This is a genomic window from Kitasatospora sp. NE20-6 (assembly GCF_045862635.1).
The window spans coordinates 71,932-86,547 of the sequence record NZ_BPRL01000022.1; the positions used below are offsets into that span (position 1 = coordinate 71,932).

The 14,616-nt window shown below is 73.6% G+C and carries 21 protein-coding genes; 4 read left to right on the plus strand and 17 right to left on the minus strand.

Features of this window, described 5'->3' with window-relative positions:
• Positions 1-28: 28 nt before the first annotated feature.
• From SNE206_RS19025 to SNE206_RS19080, 12 genes are all read right to left on the minus strand, one after another.
• On the minus strand, positions 29-385 hold the full coding sequence (locus SNE206_RS19025; RefSeq protein WP_407914606.1) for an STAS domain-containing protein: 357 nt from the start codon (positions 383-385) through the stop codon (positions 29-31).
• Positions 382-1,755: a PP2C family protein-serine/threonine phosphatase gene (locus SNE206_RS19030; protein WP_407914607.1), complete on the minus strand. Its 1,374-nt coding sequence runs from the start codon at positions 1,753-1,755 to the stop codon at positions 382-384. The genes SNE206_RS19025 and SNE206_RS19030 overlap by 4 nt, the downstream gene beginning before the upstream one ends.
• Entirely contained in the window at positions 1,755-2,558 is an 804-nt protein-coding gene (locus SNE206_RS19035; RefSeq protein WP_407914608.1) for an alpha/beta fold hydrolase, read from the minus strand. Before SNE206_RS19035 ends, SNE206_RS19030 begins: the two co-directional genes overlap by 1 nt.
• A 215-nt stretch (positions 2,559-2,773) precedes the next feature.
• Positions 2,774-3,325, minus strand: a complete 552-nt coding sequence (locus tag SNE206_RS19040) for an N-acetyltransferase family protein (protein ID WP_407914609.1) — start codon at positions 3,323-3,325, stop codon at positions 2,774-2,776.
• Positions 3,326-3,407: 82 nt separating this feature from the next.
• A complete protein-coding gene (locus tag SNE206_RS19045) occupies positions 3,408-3,815 on the minus strand; it encodes a gas vesicle protein K (protein WP_407914610.1) in 408 nt (135 codons plus the stop codon).
• Positions 3,812-4,063 (minus strand): gas vesicle protein, encoded by a 252-nt coding sequence (locus SNE206_RS19050; RefSeq protein WP_407914611.1) that lies wholly within the window; start codon positions 4,061-4,063, stop codon positions 3,812-3,814. Before SNE206_RS19050 ends, SNE206_RS19045 begins: the two co-directional genes overlap by 4 nt.
• Positions 4,060-4,893 carry a GvpL/GvpF family gas vesicle protein gene (locus SNE206_RS19055; protein ID WP_407914612.1) on the minus strand — a complete coding sequence of 278 codons (834 nt, stop codon included), beginning with the start codon at positions 4,891-4,893 and terminating at the stop codon, positions 4,060-4,062. The genes SNE206_RS19050 and SNE206_RS19055 overlap by 4 nt, the downstream gene beginning before the upstream one ends.
• Positions 4,890-5,324 carry a gas vesicle protein GvpJ gene (gvpJ, locus tag SNE206_RS19060; RefSeq protein WP_407914613.1) on the minus strand — a complete coding sequence of 145 codons (435 nt, stop codon included), beginning with the start codon at positions 5,322-5,324 and terminating at the stop codon, positions 4,890-4,892. Before gvpJ ends, SNE206_RS19055 begins: the two co-directional genes overlap by 4 nt.
• A gap of 105 nt (positions 5,325-5,429) precedes the next feature.
• Positions 5,430-5,681, minus strand: a complete 252-nt coding sequence (locus SNE206_RS19065; RefSeq protein WP_407914614.1) for a gas vesicle protein GvpG — start codon at positions 5,679-5,681, stop codon at positions 5,430-5,432.
• 14 nt (positions 5,682-5,695) lie between these two features.
• The gene (locus SNE206_RS19070) at positions 5,696-6,409 is read right to left on the minus strand and encodes a GvpL/GvpF family gas vesicle protein (RefSeq protein ID WP_407914615.1); all 714 of its coding nucleotides are present in this window, start codon (positions 6,407-6,409) and stop codon (positions 5,696-5,698) included.
• A gap of 1 nt (position 6,410) precedes the next feature.
• Positions 6,411-6,851: a gas vesicle structural protein GvpA gene (locus SNE206_RS19075; protein WP_407914616.1), complete on the minus strand. Its 441-nt coding sequence runs from the start codon at positions 6,849-6,851 to the stop codon at positions 6,411-6,413.
• Between the two features lie 89 nt (positions 6,852-6,940).
• Positions 6,941-7,303: a gas vesicle protein gene (locus SNE206_RS19080; RefSeq protein ID WP_407914617.1), complete on the minus strand. Its 363-nt coding sequence runs from the start codon at positions 7,301-7,303 to the stop codon at positions 6,941-6,943.
• A 510-nt stretch (positions 7,304-7,813) separates the two neighbouring features.
• On the opposite strand from SNE206_RS19080, the gene SNE206_RS19085 reads away from it, so the two are divergent.
• Both SNE206_RS19085 and SNE206_RS19090 read left to right on the plus strand, forming a co-directional pair.
• Complete coding sequence (locus SNE206_RS19085; protein ID WP_407914618.1) at positions 7,814-8,680, plus strand: histone protein; 867 nt, start codon at positions 7,814-7,816, stop codon at positions 8,678-8,680.
• Between the two features lie 3 nt (positions 8,681-8,683).
• Complete coding sequence (locus tag SNE206_RS19090; protein WP_407914619.1) at positions 8,684-9,778, plus strand: SRPBCC family protein; 1,095 nt, start codon at positions 8,684-8,686, stop codon at positions 9,776-9,778.
• Between the two features lie 66 nt (positions 9,779-9,844).
• Here SNE206_RS19090 and SNE206_RS19095 read toward each other — a convergent pair whose 3' ends face one another.
• Positions 9,845-10,303 (minus strand): hypothetical protein, encoded by a 459-nt coding sequence (locus SNE206_RS19095; protein ID WP_407914620.1) that lies wholly within the window; start codon positions 10,301-10,303, stop codon positions 9,845-9,847.
• A 191-nt stretch (positions 10,304-10,494) separates the two neighbouring features.
• On the opposite strand from SNE206_RS19095, the gene SNE206_RS19100 reads away from it, so the two are divergent.
• Positions 10,495-11,001, plus strand: coding sequence for a DUF5709 domain-containing protein (locus SNE206_RS19100; RefSeq protein ID WP_407914621.1), 507 nt, complete (start codon positions 10,495-10,497; stop codon positions 10,999-11,001).
• Positions 11,002-11,091: 90 nt separating this feature from the next.
• Here SNE206_RS19100 and SNE206_RS19105 read toward each other — a convergent pair whose 3' ends face one another.
• Positions 11,092-11,409: a hypothetical protein gene (locus SNE206_RS19105; protein ID WP_407914622.1), complete on the minus strand. Its 318-nt coding sequence runs from the start codon at positions 11,407-11,409 to the stop codon at positions 11,092-11,094.
• Positions 11,410-11,498: 89 nt separating this feature from the next.
• On the minus strand, positions 11,499-12,188 hold the full coding sequence (locus SNE206_RS19110; protein ID WP_407914623.1) for a DJ-1/PfpI family protein: 690 nt from the start codon (positions 12,186-12,188) through the stop codon (positions 11,499-11,501).
• Between the two features lie 208 nt (positions 12,189-12,396).
• On the opposite strand from SNE206_RS19110, the gene SNE206_RS19115 reads away from it, so the two are divergent.
• Entirely contained in the window at positions 12,397-13,335 is a 939-nt protein-coding gene (locus SNE206_RS19115) for a GlxA family transcriptional regulator (protein WP_407914624.1), read from the plus strand.
• Positions 13,336-13,381: 46 nt separating this feature from the next.
• Here SNE206_RS19115 and SNE206_RS19120 read toward each other — a convergent pair whose 3' ends face one another.
• Positions 13,382-13,504 (minus strand): hypothetical protein, encoded by a 123-nt coding sequence (locus SNE206_RS19120; protein ID WP_407914625.1) that lies wholly within the window; start codon positions 13,502-13,504, stop codon positions 13,382-13,384.
• Between the two features lie 236 nt (positions 13,505-13,740).
• Positions 13,741-14,298: a hypothetical protein gene (locus SNE206_RS19125; protein WP_407914626.1), complete on the minus strand. Its 558-nt coding sequence runs from the start codon at positions 14,296-14,298 to the stop codon at positions 13,741-13,743.
• Positions 14,299-14,616: the final 318 nt, after the last annotated feature.

The window sequence follows — 14,616 nt, forward strand, 5'->3', positions numbered from 1 at the left end:
TGCTGGGGGCCGGTGCCGGTGGGGGCCGTCAGGTGCCGGGTGCGGTCCAGGAGGCCGTGGCTGCCGGGACGTCGGGGTACTGGGAGAGGATCCGGTCCAGTCCGACGGTCTGCAGGATGCGGCTGACGTGGGCGGGGACGGCGGCGAGCACGGTGTCGGCGCGGAGGCCGTGGGTGTGGTTGCGGGCGCTCACGAGGATGCTGATGCCGGAGGAGTCGCAGAAGGTGAGGCCGGTGAGGTCGAGGACGAGCAGCTGTCCCGGTTCGAGGTGGAGGACGGCCAGGGCGTCGCGGACGCGGGGGGCGCTGTGGAAGTCGAGGTCGCCGCCGATCGTCATGACCGCCCCGCATCCGGTGGTGCCGACGGCGATGCTGAGATCGGTCATCGGAGGCCTTCGCTGCTGATCGGGACGCCCAGCGCGACGAGCGCCGTGTCGTCGTCGACACCGGCGCCGAAGCCGGAGAGCAGCTCGGTGAGGGAATCGAGGAGTGCGGGTGCGGTGGTGGGGGCGAGGTGGGCGGCGTGCTCCAGGAGGGCGTCGTCGCTGTAGCGGGCGCCGTCCGCCGTATGGGCCTCGGTGAGGCCGTCGGTGTAGAGCAGGAGCGTGTCGCCGGGGCCGAGGCGGAAGGTGGTGGTCGCGATGTGGACGTCGGGGACGACACCGATCAGCTGGCCGCCGGGGGTCGTCTCGTACGTGGCGGTGCCGTCCGCGCGCAGGAGCAGTGCAGGCGGGTGGCCGCCGCTGGCGAGCGTCAGCGTGAAGCCACCGCCGCGGTGGGTGGCGGCGCGGTGCGGGTCGGGGGTGAGGAGGCCGTAGACGACGGTGCAGAACCGGGCGTCCAGGCCGTGGTAGGTGTTCTGCATGAGGGTGTTGAGGCTGCCCAGGACCGCGGCGGGGTCGCTGTCGTGGACGGCGGCGGCGCGCAGGGTGTAGCGCACCAGGGAGGTGACGGCAGCGGCGAGTGCGCCCTTGCCGCACACGTCGCCGAGGAAGAACGCCCACCGGCCGTCCGCGAGGGGGAAGAGGTCGTAGAAGTCACCGCCCACCTCGTCGGCGGAGGCCACGTGGTAGCGGGCCGCCACCTGCAGACCGGCGACGGCGGGAAGCGCCGGGGGCAGCAGGGTGCGCTGCAGGGTCGTCGTGAGGACGCGCAGGCGGTCGCGTTCCACCTCCACCAGCCGGGCCGCGGCCTGGGCCTCGTCGCGGGCCTGCTCGGCCTCGCGGTGGAGTTCCTCCGCCTCCCGGCGGGCCTGCTCGGCGGCCTCGCGCAGCGTGTCGGCCTCCTGCCGGGCGCGCAGGAGTTCCGTCTCGTAGGCACGGCGGTCGCGGGCGTCGAAGAGGGTGGTGCGGATCAGCAGCGGCTGCCCGTCGTCCGCCTTCTTGACGGTGGAGGTGACCAGGACGGGCAGGCGTGTGCCGTCGGCGGCCTTCAGTTCCAGGGCCACCCCGCCGATCTCGCCCTGCATCGCGAGCAGGGGCGCGAAGTGCGTCTCGTGGTAGAGCCTGCCGCCGACGGTGAGCAGGTCGGAGAAGCGGCGGCGCCCGACCAGGTCCTCGCGGGTGTGGCCGAGCCAGTCCAGCAGGGTGGTGTTGATCTTGGCGAGCGTGCCGTCCATGAGGGTGGACAGGTAGCCGCACGGCGCGTTCTCGTACAGGTCGTCGGCGCTGTCCTCCAGCAGCGCCGTGAACGCCGCCGTCCCGCCGGGGCCGTCCGCGCCGGGGCCGCCCTCCGACGGCTCCTCGATGCGGACCATCACAGCGGTTCACCGGCGAACGCGCGGATGGCGGCCGCGGTGGCCCCGGGCGCGCTGAGCTGGGGGCAGTGCCCGGTGGCGTCCAGCGTCACGCGGCGGCTGCCGGGGATCTGCGCGTGGACGAACGCGCCGACCTCGGGCGGCGCGATGGCGTCGTGCGCACAGTCCAGCACCAGGGTGGGCACCGTGACGCGCGCCAGGTCGGCGCGGTTGTCGGACAGGAACGTGGCCCGGGCGAACACCCGGGCGATCTTCGGGTCCATCCGGCAGAAACTGCCGGTCAGCTCCCGGCCCAGCTCGGGGCGGTCCTCGTTGCCCATGATGACCGGGGCCATCGCCGCCGACCAGCCCAGGTAGTTGCTCTCCAGCGACTCCAGCAGCTCCTCGATGTCGTCCTGGCTGAACCCGCCGCGGTAGCCGTCCTCGTCGACGAACCGCGGGGAGGGGTTGAGCAGCACCAGCTTCGCGAAGCGCTCCGGCTCCCGCACCGCCGCCAGCACCCCCACGGAGGCGCTGACCGAATGCCCGACGAACACCACGTCCCGCAGGTCCTCCTCCGCCAGGATCTCCAGGACGTCGTCCACGTAGCCGTCGAGCGAGGAGTACCGCTCCTCGCTCCACCCCGGGGCCTGCCCCCCGCCCGCACCGACGTGGTCGAACAGCACCACCCTGAACCGCTCCGCCAGCGCCGGCAGCACCAGCCGCCACATGTTCTGATCACACCCGAACCCGTGCGCCAGCACCAGCACCGGCCCCTCGCCCCGACCCGCGACCCTCACACGGTGCCTGCTCCACGCATCCATGCACACAGTCTCCACGCAGGGCGGACGAGTTGTCGAAAGGATGCTCGGGCACGGCCTCCCGGACCGGCGGAGGCACGGCGGGGGCACGGCGGAGGCACGGCGGAGGCACGGCAGGCGGGAGCGGCGGGCCCGGCAGGCGGGAGCGGGACGTCGAACCGCTCGGGGAGGACAGGGCGGACAGGCCGGACAGGGAGAACAGGGAGGACGGGTTCCGCTCAGGCTTCCAGGCGCCCCGAGGGCGCCCCGGCGAGCCGCAGCAGCATCGTGTCCGACTCCCCCTCGCGTCCGACCACGGTGAAGCCGCGGGCGGCGTAGAGGCGGACGGCCGGGTTGCCGTCCTCCACGCTGAGGCTCAGGAGGCCGACGGAGGACCGGGCCGCCAGCTCCACCAGCGCGTCCAGCAGGGCACTCCCGACACCGCGCCCGCGGTGCCCGGGGAGCACACCGAGAGTCAACTCCGGTACGTCGGGGGCGACGTGGCCGTAGCCCGGATCGTCGGCCGGGAAGGTCCGCGCCCAGCCGGCGCCGATCGGCCGGCCCGCGTCGTCCTCGGCGACCACGCCGAAGTCGCCCGCCCGGGGCCAGCCGGTGACGTAGTGCGCGATGTGCGGCATCCGCAGCATCTCCGCCGAAGTGAACCGCCCCCCGTTCCAGTTGAACGCCTCCAGCAGGACGTCCGCCAGGAAATCGGCGTCCCGCCCCGTCGCGGGACGAAGCCGCACGGAGGCACCGGGCAGGGCCGTCCCGGACGTCGGATCGGTGTGCACGGGATGCCTCACTTCATGCTGCGGCCGGGACAGCAGTCATGCTACGTCGCCCGGACGGGGCGCCGCCCCGAACTGCCGCCGGTCAGTCGGGCGGTGGCGGCAGCAGTGGTCCGAGCGGTCCGAGGTCGAGGTTGAGGTCCTGGGGGGTCAGGCCGTAGCGGGTGCAGAGTTCGGTCATGCGGTCGTGGAGCGTCATGAGGGTGACCCCCAGGTTCTCCTCCTGCTCCTCGGTGAGGCCGCCGGACTCGACCCGGCGGACCGCCTGCCGTTCCATGAGCTGCCGCAGGAGCTCCACGACGGTGAGGACCAGCTTCATGAGGTCACGTTCGACGGTGTCCGGGGAGGTGGTGATCCTGCGCGGCGGATGCCCGGATGCGGGGAGAGCGGACGAACGGGTGTCCCCTGAGGTGGCCGGCAGCAGGTGGAAGGCGCGGCCGGCCGCCTCGGCGATCTCGCCGAAGCGGTCCGGGTGGCGGGCGTCGCCGGTCATGGCGGTCCGGGTTCGCGCCCGGGCCCGGCGGCCGTCGCCCAGGGGACGGGGTTCTGCTCGGTGACGGAGACGACGAGCGCTCGCAGGGAGACACGGACGAGGTCGATGTCGGCGATGGACAGGACGACGTCCCCGGTCAGGACGACGCCGCTGCCGAGCAGGCGGTCCAGCAGGTCGACGAGGGCGACCTGCCGCTGCGGCAGAGGCCCGTCGTCGGGGCCGGCCGGGAGACCGTCGGCCGCCCTCATGACGCGGGCCCCTCGGCCGGGCGCACGCCGTGCTGTTCGTTCGGCTGCGCCGCGCCCTGCTCAAGCCCGGCGAAGGAGTAGGGGGCCCAGGGCCCGGTGATGACGATCCGCACGCCGGGCAGGCCCTCGGCGGACCGCAGGACGTCGGCCCGGAAGGCCTCGGCGTGTTCCTCGGGCACCAGGTAGGCGTCGTTGGCGACGTTGGTGCCGGGCCCCGCGGCGAGCTCCCCCTGCTGCACGCGGTGGCGGACACGGTCGACGGCGTGCGGTCCGGCAGCGGCGTCGACCCGCCCGACAGCCGTCCGGGCCGCCTCGTAGGCGTCCTGCCGATGGTGCTGCTCGGCGCGGCGGCGGAGGAGGTAGGCACGGCCGGGACTGATGTCGTCCGGGGTGGACGGTGCCTGGAGGGCCGCGTCGTCGACGTAGAGCTTCACGCCCCACTCCACCCGGCCGGCCAGCTCGGCGAGGCGGGCGAGGAACGTGTCCTGGCGGTCGTCGAGCACGGAACGCACCCGCGCATCGTCGAGGTACACCGTGGCCAGGCGCAGCGGCAGGACGGTGGTGTGCCGGGCGACCGCTTCGACCACCGCGTGGTGGGTGCGGGCGAGCGTCTCCAGCCACGGGAGCTCTTCGAGGTGGGCACGGAGGGCGTCCTCGCCGAAGTCGCCGGCGGGCACCGGGCCCGTGACCGCCACCGGGTCGCGGCCGCGGGTGGGCCGTACGAGCCCCACGGGTGCGGCGGCCACCCCGACGAGCGGGGCGACGGCCTGCTGCAGCGCGTCGGTGTGCCGCGCCACGGCGTAGGCGTAGACGAGGCGCGGGGCCGTCACGGCCGGTCCCGATCGGTGGGGCGGGCGCGGGGCGGCGTGCGCTTCGTCCGGGCAGGCCGTTCGACCGGATCGGCGGTGTCCTCGGCAGGTGGCAGGGCGGCTCCGGCGCGCAGTTCTTCGATCTGTTCGCGGAGGCGCCGGTTCTCCTCCTCCAGCGCCGGGCTGCTCCCCGCCCGGGAGGAGAGTGACGGATCGTGCTCCCACCAGTCGATGCCCATCTCCTTGGCCTTGTCGACGGAGGCGATCAGCAGGCGCAGCTTGATGGTGAGCAGTTCGATGTCGAGGAGGTTGATCTGGATGTCCCCGGCGATGACGATGCCCTTGTCGAGCACGCGTTCGAGGATGTCGGCAAGGCTTGCCGACGACTGGCCCGTCGGTGGTGCGGAGCGGGAGGGGAAGGAGCCGAGCCGGCCGGCGACGGGTTCGGTCACGGCGTCGTCGCCTCCTTCCGGGGCCGGGTGCTGCGGTGCGTGCGATGCGTGCGATGCGTGCGGTGCGTGCGGTGTGCGGTCAGCCGGGTGCTGCGGTGCGTGCGGTCAGGTGCCGGACTGCTGCCGGTAGGCCCTGATCTCGTCGAGCCGGTCGAGGAGTTCGTCCTCCCGCCGGTCGAACGTCTCGTCGTCGATCTCGCCGGCCAGCAGCGCCTTCTCCAGCGCCGCGAGTTCCCGTTCGACGGGTCCGGGGTCGTAGTACTCGTTCTCCGCGGTCTCCACGACGCGTTCCAGCACCCAGACGGTGCCGCGCACCGGAGCCAGCGGGAGGGTGAGGATCTGGGTGAGCAGGCCCACGGCTTCCTCCTCTCTCACACGAAGCTGTAGGCGGGCAGGGGGCCGTGCAGCCGGAGGTCGAAGTCGTCGCCGAGTTCGGCGGCGAGGCCCTTCTCCGCGGCGAGGAAGAGCTCCCGGTGCTCGTGGTCGACGAGGAAGGAGACGTTCAGGAAGTCCTGGCCGGTCGGCTCGGAGACCACGTCCTGGCGGGCGTGGGGCCGAAGGGCCTCGGTGATGCCGGTGGCGAGCGCGTAGTGGCGGGCCCCGACCTCCTGGGCGACGATCTCACCGAGGGCCAGCGGCAGGTCGGGGCTGCGGTTGCCGCCGGTGATGTCGTCGTTGAGCCGCCGGGCCTCGGCGGAATCCCGCAGGATCTCCCGCAGGAGGGAGTCCTCCTCGACGGACGCCTTCAGGTGGTACTCCGCGCAGCCCTCCAGGGCGGTGAGCCGTTGCAGGTACTCCTCGCGGCGCTGGTCGAGGGCCTCCCGCACCGCGTCGTCGTCGGGGGCGGTGAGGCCGAACTGCAGGGGCAGGACGGTGCCGTCGGCCATGAGCCGTTCCTGGACGCCCTGGTGTGCGGCGAGGTCGCGGCGTTTGGGCCGCAGGTCGGCCGGGGCGTCGCTGACCGTCGCGCACAGGGGCCCTGAGCGGACGGTGCGCAGGGGCGAGGGAGGCGCGCCCACCCCGTCGAGGCCGTCCAGGCGCAGGGGGTGGTCGGCAGCGGTGACGGAGTACACGTAGACGGGCACGTCATTCCTCCCGGCGCCGGGTGGGCCTGCGGGTCGGCCGTTCGCGCTTGGGAGCGGGCTCCTTCTGCTCCTCCTCGTCACCGTGGTCGCCCAGGTGGAGGGTGTCGGCCACCGCTTCCACGGCGCCCGAGAGCGCGCCCTTGCTCTTGCCCCGCGCCCCGCCCTCGGTGACCTCCCCGACGATGTCGGTGAGCTGTGTCGGAGCCTTGCGACCGGCTTCCAGGTCGAGACGGTTGCATGCCTCGGCGAACCGCAGGTAGGTGTCGACGCTGGCGACGACGATCCGGATGTCGATCTTGAGGATCTCGATGCCGACCAGGGAGACCCGGATGAAGACGTCGATCACCAGGCCGCGGTCCAGGATCAGTTCGAGGATGTCGTAGAGACTTCCGGTGCTCCCGCCGCGGGAGACGCCGGCTTGGCCTTGCGGCACCACGGTCATGGTGCCTCCCTTCGCCGACCCACCGGGACGCCGGGAAGCCGGGAAGCCGGCCCATCGGGACGGCACGTGCCCCCGGGAACCCGGACGAGTCAGGTCGGACGGTCGATCTGCCCCCGGCTGTAGCGGCGGACCCGCTCGTAGGCGAGGAGTTCGCCCTCCTCGTCGAGCGTGACGCGATAGCTGGCGAGCACGCTCGTCGTATCCGGTATCCGTTCCAGTTCCATCACCTCGACATCGGCCTGCCAGCCCTCCTCGGTCGGCTTCAGCGCCGACACGGACTCCGGTTGCCGGCCGAGGAGTTGGGCGAGCTGCTCGGCAGCGTTGCGCATCGCGTCCGGGGCCGAGACGCGTCGCCTGCGCGGTGCCGGACGGCGGGGGGCCCCGTCCGCATCGGGTGCACGCTTCGGGGCAGCTCTGCGTGGTCCGGCGCCGCCCTCTCTGCCTGCGACCATCTGCCTGCTCCGGGCTCGGAGAAGTTGCGGGTTGCACCCACGGGCACTGTGCTTCGTGCTGCCCACCCATCCTCCCCCCGGGGGATCGGCCGCGCACCCGGGCGTCCCGGGCCGTTCCACGGCCTGCGGGCCCGGGCCGTGGAGGTGTCCTGCTTGCGCGAACCGGCTTGCCGTGCACGATCCCGCGCCCCACGTGCGCTTGCCGGGTTGACTGCCAGACTGGTGGTACGGGCGCGCAGTACGGTGCCCCGCCGGTCTTGCTCGTTCGCCGTGGCCCGGCCCGCCGTGAGCACCCGCGCAGGGTGAGCGTGACGAGGCGTCACGGCGTGAGCGCGGCGCGACGTACCGGGTTGCCCCTCCGCGCGGGTGACGCTGCGTCCCCCGGCCCCGGCGGGCCCTCCCCGACGCGGGGCGCACCGGTGCTCCGCGGGCCAGGCCACGGCACCGCCCGTGCCTCTCTGTGCGGCGCCCGTCCGTCGAGAAGGGGCACATGCCGAAGGGACCTATCTCATGAAGGACACCGCCAAAGTCGCCCTGGCGGCCGCGGTCGCCGGCGGATACGTACTCGGGCGCACGAAGAAGGGACGGCTCGCCTTCGCCGTCGCGACCTACCTGGCCGGACGGCGGTTCGGGCTGGATCCGCGTCAACTCGCCACCGAGGGGCTCCGGAAGCTCGGTGAGGTGCCCCAGGTCGCGGAGCTCAACGAGCAGGTCAAGGGGGAGTTGATGGAAGCGGGCAAACGCGCGGTGGTCGCCGCGGCCAACCGGCGCGTCGGGGAGCTCGCCGACTCCCTGCGTGAGCGCACCCTCAACGTCGGCAAGCCCAAGCCCGAGCCCGAGGAGGCGGACGAGGACGAGGAGGAGTGGGAGGAGTCCGGGGAGGAGCCGGAGGACCAGGAGGAGCCGGAGGAGCCGGAGGACGAGGGCGAGGGCGAGGGCGAGGGCGAGGAAGCGGACGACGGCGAACCCGAGGAGGAGGCCGAGGAAGGGGAGGAGGAGACCGACGAGGAGCCGGAGGAGGAACCGCGCCGGAAACGCGCTCCGCGACGCCGCAGCACGGCAGGCGGTGAAGGGTCGGGCGGGCGTACCTCACGGACGGCTCCCCGGTCCGCCACCAAGCCCTCCCCCGGACGCAAGCCGGCGAAGAAGGCCGCGGCCCCCGCCAAGAAGGCGTCCACCGCCGCCAAGAAGGCCCCGGCGAAGACCGCTCCCCCCGCCAAACGCTCGACGAGCCGTGACACCCCGGCGAAGAGCGCGGCCAAGAAGACCACGGGCCCGAAGGCGGCCGCACCGGCGAAGAAGGCCGCAGCGAAGAAGAGCGCGGCCAAGAAGACCACGACGGGCAAGCCCTCCACGCGCTCCACCCGCGGGAGGTAGGTCATGGCCACGGAGGAGAAGCAGTCGTCGCCCGACACCTCGGGTTTCGACAAGCTGCGTGAGGAAGCCGTCCACTACCTGGGCGCCCAGATGGAGCACCTGGTCGAGAAGGCCGGCGACAAGGTGTCCGACCTGACGGGTCAGCTCGGAGAGGTGGCCGAGAACGGGGGCGTGCTGCCGAAGGTCGGCGCCCGCGTGCTCCAGGGCGACTCGCCGGCCAAGGCGTTCCTCGGCGAGAAGGCGAAGAGCATCAAGGACAACGTCGTCGACAAGGTCAAGGGGGCGTTCGGCGGCGGTGGCAAGCCCGGGCGGAAGTCCGGCAAGAAGCCGATGAACATGATCGAGGTGCTCGACGTCGGCGTGCCCCTGCGCACCGCCTACGACCACTGGACGAAGTACGAGGACTTCAGCGGCTTCGCCAAGGGCGTGCAGAGCGTCTCCCAGGGCGACGAGGTCACCACCGACTGGAAGGTCAAGGTCGGACCGTCCAAGCGCAGCTTCAAGGCGACCGTCCAGGAGCAGATCCCGGACGAGCGCATCGTGTGGACGTCGGAAGGCGCCAAGGGCAGCACCCGCGGTGCGGTGAGCTTCCACGAACTCACTCCGACCCTCACCCGCATCGTCCTCGTCGTCGAGTACTACCCGGCGGGATTCTTCGAGAAGACCGGCAACATCTGGCGCGCCCAGGGCCGGCGCCTGCGCCTGGACTTCAAGAACTTCCAGCGCTACGTCACCCTCACCAACGACGAGGCCGAGGGCTGGCGCGGCGAGATCCGCGACGGCGAGGTCGTCAAGACCCATGACGAAGCCGTCGAGGAGGAGGAAGCCGCCCAGGAACAGGAGGGCCAGGACGAGGAAGAGGACGGCTACGAGGACGACTACGAGGACGCCGGGAGCGACGACGAGGACGCCGACGAGGAACCCGGGGACGACGAGGAACAGGAGTACGAGGACGACGACGAGGGGCAGGAGCCCGAGGACGGCGACGAGGAGTACGAGGACGAGGAGGAGGACTTCGAGCCCGAGGACGAGGAGGAGTACGAGGACGAGGAGGACGAGCAGGACGAAGAGGAGGACGACGACAGGACCCGGCGCTGAGAACACGCACGCGGGCCTCCCCTCCGCGAGGAGGGCGACCTACGCCCATCGCGGCAGACAGGCCCGTCATGCCAGATCGACGCCGACCACGCCCTGCAGCACCGTCCCGTTCTCCTGTGCGATCTCCAGGCGGTCCTCGAAGGCTTCTGCCCGCCGGTCGGGCGGGAGTTCCGCGAGGTCCGGCGGCCAGGTGCCGGGCAGCACCATGGTCACCAGCACCTCACCTCTCTCGGCGGCCGACAGCCAGCGCGGCGACACCGCGAGCGCGGGCTGCGGCTCCCACACCTGTCTCCCGCCGACCAGCACCAGGCGCTCGAACCTCCCCCTGCGGACCTGGACGGCTCCGGTCGTCACCGGCACCTCCCCCGCCGCCACGACGAACCCGCTCTCCCACGCGTCCACCGCCAGCGCCCCGTAGTGGCCCTCGCCGGCCTCGACGATCACCTCCGCGACGACGCCCCCGTCCTCCGTCTCCCGCACCGCCAGCGCCCACAGCATCGGCCCCTCGTCCGCAGCATCAGTCACACCCCGTCAACGACCGGCCCCCACGGATCGCACGCCGGGATCCGCAGGACCGGGCAGTCGGCGGACGGCCCGGGCCGCGCGGGCGGCGAGCGACGGACGGTTCGACGGCGGACGGTTCGACGGCCGATACCGGGTAGGCGCGTACCGTCCGGAGATTCCGGGCCGTGTGGACCTGCACGGAGGGACGGACCATGAGCAGCGGCGACACGGGGGACGACGTCCACCAGCCGGACGGCGGGGAACCCGCGGACGCGACCCCGCCCGACCTGGAGAACGCGCTGGACGAACGCGACTACGACGACGTCCTGGACGAGGGCCACTCGCCACCCGAGCGGCCGCTCGGGGTCGACCGGCCGGGGACCACCGCGGCGGAGCAGCACGAGGGTGAGACGCTCGACCAGCGGCTCGCCCAGGAGGTGCCGGACGTCGGCGAGGACGCCGGGGACGGCATCGGTGACCTGTCCGGCGGCGCCGGCGAGCCGCGCGACCGCGAGGTCGGGGACGCGCGGGCGGGCCGTCTGGTGGCTCCCGACGAGGGGGCCCACGGTGACACGGAGAAGGAGCTGTGGGGCACCGACGTGGGGATCGACGCCGGGGCGGCCGGCGCGGAGGAGGCGGCCGTCCACGTCATCCCCGCCGAGGACACCGCGGACGCCGAGGACACCGGCGCGGACCTCGGCGCCCTGCCGTCCGCGTAGTCCGCCGTTCCCCGCCCGCGGTGGAGCCGGGGCGGGTGGTCGTCAGGACAGCGGCCAGGACGTGCGGGGAGGGCAGGATCTTCGTCATGGTCAGCGGTCCTCGCCCGGCTGCGTCCGGCGCCGGCCGGTGACCCTGGAGGCGGGCAGCCGTCCCGCCCGGGAGGTGCCGGTCAGGCTGTCGCCGTCGACCGTCGTGGTGAAGGTCAGGTTGAGCCGTATCGGCCGGGTGACGGCCTGCTTCCAGCTGAGCAGATCGCCGTCGAGGGCGACGTCGGCGAGCGGCACCTCCTCCCCCGCTCCGTGCGCCGCCCCGGTCAGGACACCGTCCTGGCGGCGCAGTTCGACCACCGCCGCGATCGTGCCGACGGGTGTCGCGACGGTCAGGTCCCAGGTGCCTTCGACGGACATGCTGATGCTCTTCCTCACGGTTCATGGTTCACGGTTCATGGTTCACGGTTGACGGGGCGGGTCGAAAGGGTGTTCGTGGGGTGCCGCGGTCAGAAGGCGGCGGGCTGCGGGCCCCGGGCGTGCCAGACGGTGCCGCGGCGCTCGTGGGCGAACAGCCCCTCGACGGCGTGCGCGATCCGGGGGCCGATCTCGCGTTCCAGCAGGTACAGCGCCAGGTCGAGTCCGGAGGTGACTCCGGCGCCGCTGACGAGGTCGCCGTCGTCGACGACGCGCGCGGCGACCGCGTGGGCCCCGGTGGCGTCGAGCACGTCCAGTCCCAGGTGGTGGGTGGTGGCATGGCGGCCCTCCAGCAGGCCGGCCATGGCCAGGACGAGCGATCCCCCGCACACGGTGCCGACCGTCACCTCCGGGTTGTCCATCGCCGTCCGCATCAGCGCGGGCAGCCCGGTGTCCAGGGTGCGGCCCAGCAGCACGGGGACGAGTTCGTCCTGCGTCCCTCCGCCGGGTCCGGCCTCGGCGCCGGGTGTCCCGCCGGGGTCTCCGACACGGCCCGAGGCGCCGGGCACCAGGACCAGTCCCGCGCGCAGGGGGTCCAGGGCGGCGGTCGCCCGCAGCGCCAGTCCGCCGGTGCCGCCGACCACCTCCCGCGGCCCCTCGGCGGACACCAGCTCGACACTCACCCCGCCGCCGGATGCGGCGCCGCCGGCGTGCAGCACCTCGTAGGGGGCGATGACGTCGAGCGGATCGAATCCGTCGAAGAGGACGATCTGGGCGTGCATGCGGGGCTTCCTCCGGGTGCGGCGGTTCCGGCTCGGGCCGGTTCGCCCCCGACGTTACGAGCCGGCCGGCCGCCCTCCCAGTGGCGTCGGTGACAGGTTCCGACGGAATATCGCCACCCCCTCGGGCACCGGCTCCGATCTGGGCCTGCGCAGGCCGCCGGCCCCCGGGCGGCGGTCCTGCGCCCCCGCGGCCGGGTATGTTCCTGCCGTGCACACCGTCGCCGTCCTCGCCCTCGACCAGGTGATCCCCTTCGACCTGTCCACCCCGATCGAGGTCTTCACCCGCACCCGTCTCCCCGACGGCCGCCCCGGCTACCGGCTCCGCGTGTGCGCCGAGCGACCGGAGATCGACGCGGGCGCGTTCACCCTGCGCGCGCCCTGGGGTCTGGACGGCCTCGCCGGCGCCGACACGATCATCGTGCCCGGCACCGCCGACCCCATGGCGCCGCTCGGTACGGCCGTCCACGACGCGCTGCACGCGGCCGCCGCGAACGGCACCCGGATCGCCTCCATCTGCTCCGGTGCCTTCCCGCTGGCCGCCACCGGCCTCCTCGACGGTCTGCGCGCCACCACGCACTGGATCGCGGCCGACGCCCTGGCCGCCGCCCGTCCGGCCGTCGAGGTCGACCCGGACGTCCTCTACGTCGACAACGGGCAGATCCTGACCTCGGCGGGCGCCGCCGCCGGCCTGGACCTGTGCCTGCACATGATCCGCCGCGACTACGGCTCCGCGGTCGCCGCCGACGCGGCACGGCTGTCCGTCGTGCCCCTCGAACGCGAGGGCGGCCAGGCGCAGTTCATCGTCCACGACCACACGCCCACCCCGAAGGGCTCCGAACTCGAACCCCTGCTCGTCTGGCTCCGCGACAACCTGGGCCGCGAGCTCACCCTCGCCGACATCGCCGCCCGGGCCGGGGTCAGCCCGCGGACACTGATCCGGCGGTTCCGTGAGCAGACCGGCACCACCCCGCTCCAGTGGCTGCACCGCGCCCGCATCCGCCGGGCCCAGCACCTCCTCGAATCCACCCGGCACTCCGTCGAACGCATCGGCGCCCAGGTGGGCTTCGGCTCGCCCACGGCCTTCCGTGACCGCTTCAGACGCACCACCGGTGTCAGCCCCCAGGCCTACCGGCGCTCCTTCAGCTGATCCGCCCGCTGCCCCGGCCCGCCGGGCGGACTCACACCGGGAGGGCTCACACCGGGAGGGACAGCAGGGTGTACCCGCCGATGCCGATGCCGATGCCGATGTCGTCGGTCACCTGCGTGATGCGGTGCACCAGGGCGCCGTGGCCGGTGCCGCCGAGTCCGGCTGCCACCTCGACCGCACCGGCCGGCGGCGGTCAGCGGTTCTCGCGGCGCTCCTTCACCCCGGCCTCCGCGACGTGGTGCCGGCCGTTTCGGTCGTGTCGGTCGCCTGCCCGCGTGTTCCCGACCGTACGGGCCGCCGTCACGGACCCGGGGACCTCGACCGGACGGCGGCGCGGCCCGGGCAGGCCGGGCGGGCGGGCCTGCCGAGGACGGGCGGCCGGGCCTGGTGGCCCGGCCGCCACGGTCAACCCCTGGCGGCGGCGGTCGACCAGCGCAGCGCACGGCCGAGGAAGGGCTTCGCCTCGGCCTCGGAGGGGAAGGGCGCCTCGACCGGTGCAGTTTCCGGCCGCGGCCCGTTGGAGGGAAGCGCACGGGCCATCTCCGCGACCTCCGCCACGGGCCGCAGCAGTGCCGCCCGGGCGAGTGCGCGGCCCAACGGATCCGGGGCGCTCCGGGCCAGCAGACCGGCGAGCTGCACCACCTCGCCGACCGGGCGCCGGAGCACGGCCTCGGTGGTCACCAGGTCGACGGCCGGGCCGTCGGCGTCCAGTGCCGCGACGAGTTCCGCCACCTCGGCGACCGGTCGCAGGACCGCCGCGGCCCGCACGGCGGTGTCCGCACCGGGGAAGGTGTGGCCGGCCAGCAGGTGCAGCAGTTCCGCGACCTCGTGGGCGGGGCGGCTGGCGGCCGCCGCGTCGAGGACCACCACCGCCAGGCCGCCGGGTCGCTCGTCCGTGACAGCCGGGGGTGAGGGGCAGGCGTCCGGTAGTGGGGACGGGTCCGTGGACATGGGACGGGCCACAGTCAGAACTCCTTCGAACAGCAGGAACCGGTTCGTGGCCGATCGACCACACGCTGCAAGCATCCGCACCGCACCCGGTGACGGCCACTTGGACGCATCGGTCCGCCGCCGGTCCGAGCAGGTTGCGGCCCGCCCGGCCGCGGGGATGCGGATCCGCGGGCCAGGGCCGACCCGGGCCCCTGGCGGCCGACGACGGGCGCACAGGCCGCACCCTGCACAGGACGGGGACGGTGGCGGCACCGGTCCGGTGCCGGCCGTGGCGGCGTCGCAGCAGGGCAGGTGCCCCGTCGAGAAGGAGGACCGGCGTTCGTCCGAACG

Coding starts and splice junctions, on each gene's coding strand:
- SNE206_RS19025 (WP_407914606.1), bottom strand. CDS start 385: ATGACCGATCTCAGCATCGCCGTCGGCACCACCGGATGCGGGGCGGTC.
- SNE206_RS19030 (WP_407914607.1), bottom strand. CDS start 1,755: ATGGTCCGCATCGAGGAGCCGTCGGAGGGCGGCCCCGGCGCGGACGGC.
- SNE206_RS19035 (WP_407914608.1), bottom strand. CDS start 2,558: ATGGATGCGTGGAGCAGGCACCGTGTGAGGGTCGCGGGTCGGGGCGAG.
- SNE206_RS19045 (WP_407914610.1), bottom strand. CDS start 3,815: ATGACCGGCGACGCCCGCCACCCGGACCGCTTCGGCGAGATCGCCGAG.
- SNE206_RS19050 (WP_407914611.1), bottom strand. CDS start 4,063: ATGAGGGCGGCCGACGGTCTCCCGGCCGGCCCCGACGACGGGCCTCTG.
- SNE206_RS19075 (WP_407914616.1), bottom strand. CDS start 6,851: ATGACCGTGGTGCCGCAAGGCCAAGCCGGCGTCTCCCGCGGCGGGAGC.
- SNE206_RS19080 (WP_407914617.1), bottom strand. CDS start 7,303: ATGGTCGCAGGCAGAGAGGGCGGCGCCGGACCACGCAGAGCTGCCCCG.
- SNE206_RS19085 (WP_407914618.1), top strand. CDS start 7,814: ATGAAGGACACCGCCAAAGTCGCCCTGGCGGCCGCGGTCGCCGGCGGA.
- SNE206_RS19090 (WP_407914619.1), top strand. CDS start 8,684: ATGGCCACGGAGGAGAAGCAGTCGTCGCCCGACACCTCGGGTTTCGAC.
- SNE206_RS19100 (WP_407914621.1), top strand. CDS start 10,495: ATGAGCAGCGGCGACACGGGGGACGACGTCCACCAGCCGGACGGCGGG.
- SNE206_RS19105 (WP_407914622.1), bottom strand. CDS start 11,409: ATGTCCGTCGAAGGCACCTGGGACCTGACCGTCGCGACACCCGTCGGC.
- SNE206_RS19110 (WP_407914623.1), bottom strand. CDS start 12,188: ATGCACGCCCAGATCGTCCTCTTCGACGGATTCGATCCGCTCGACGTC.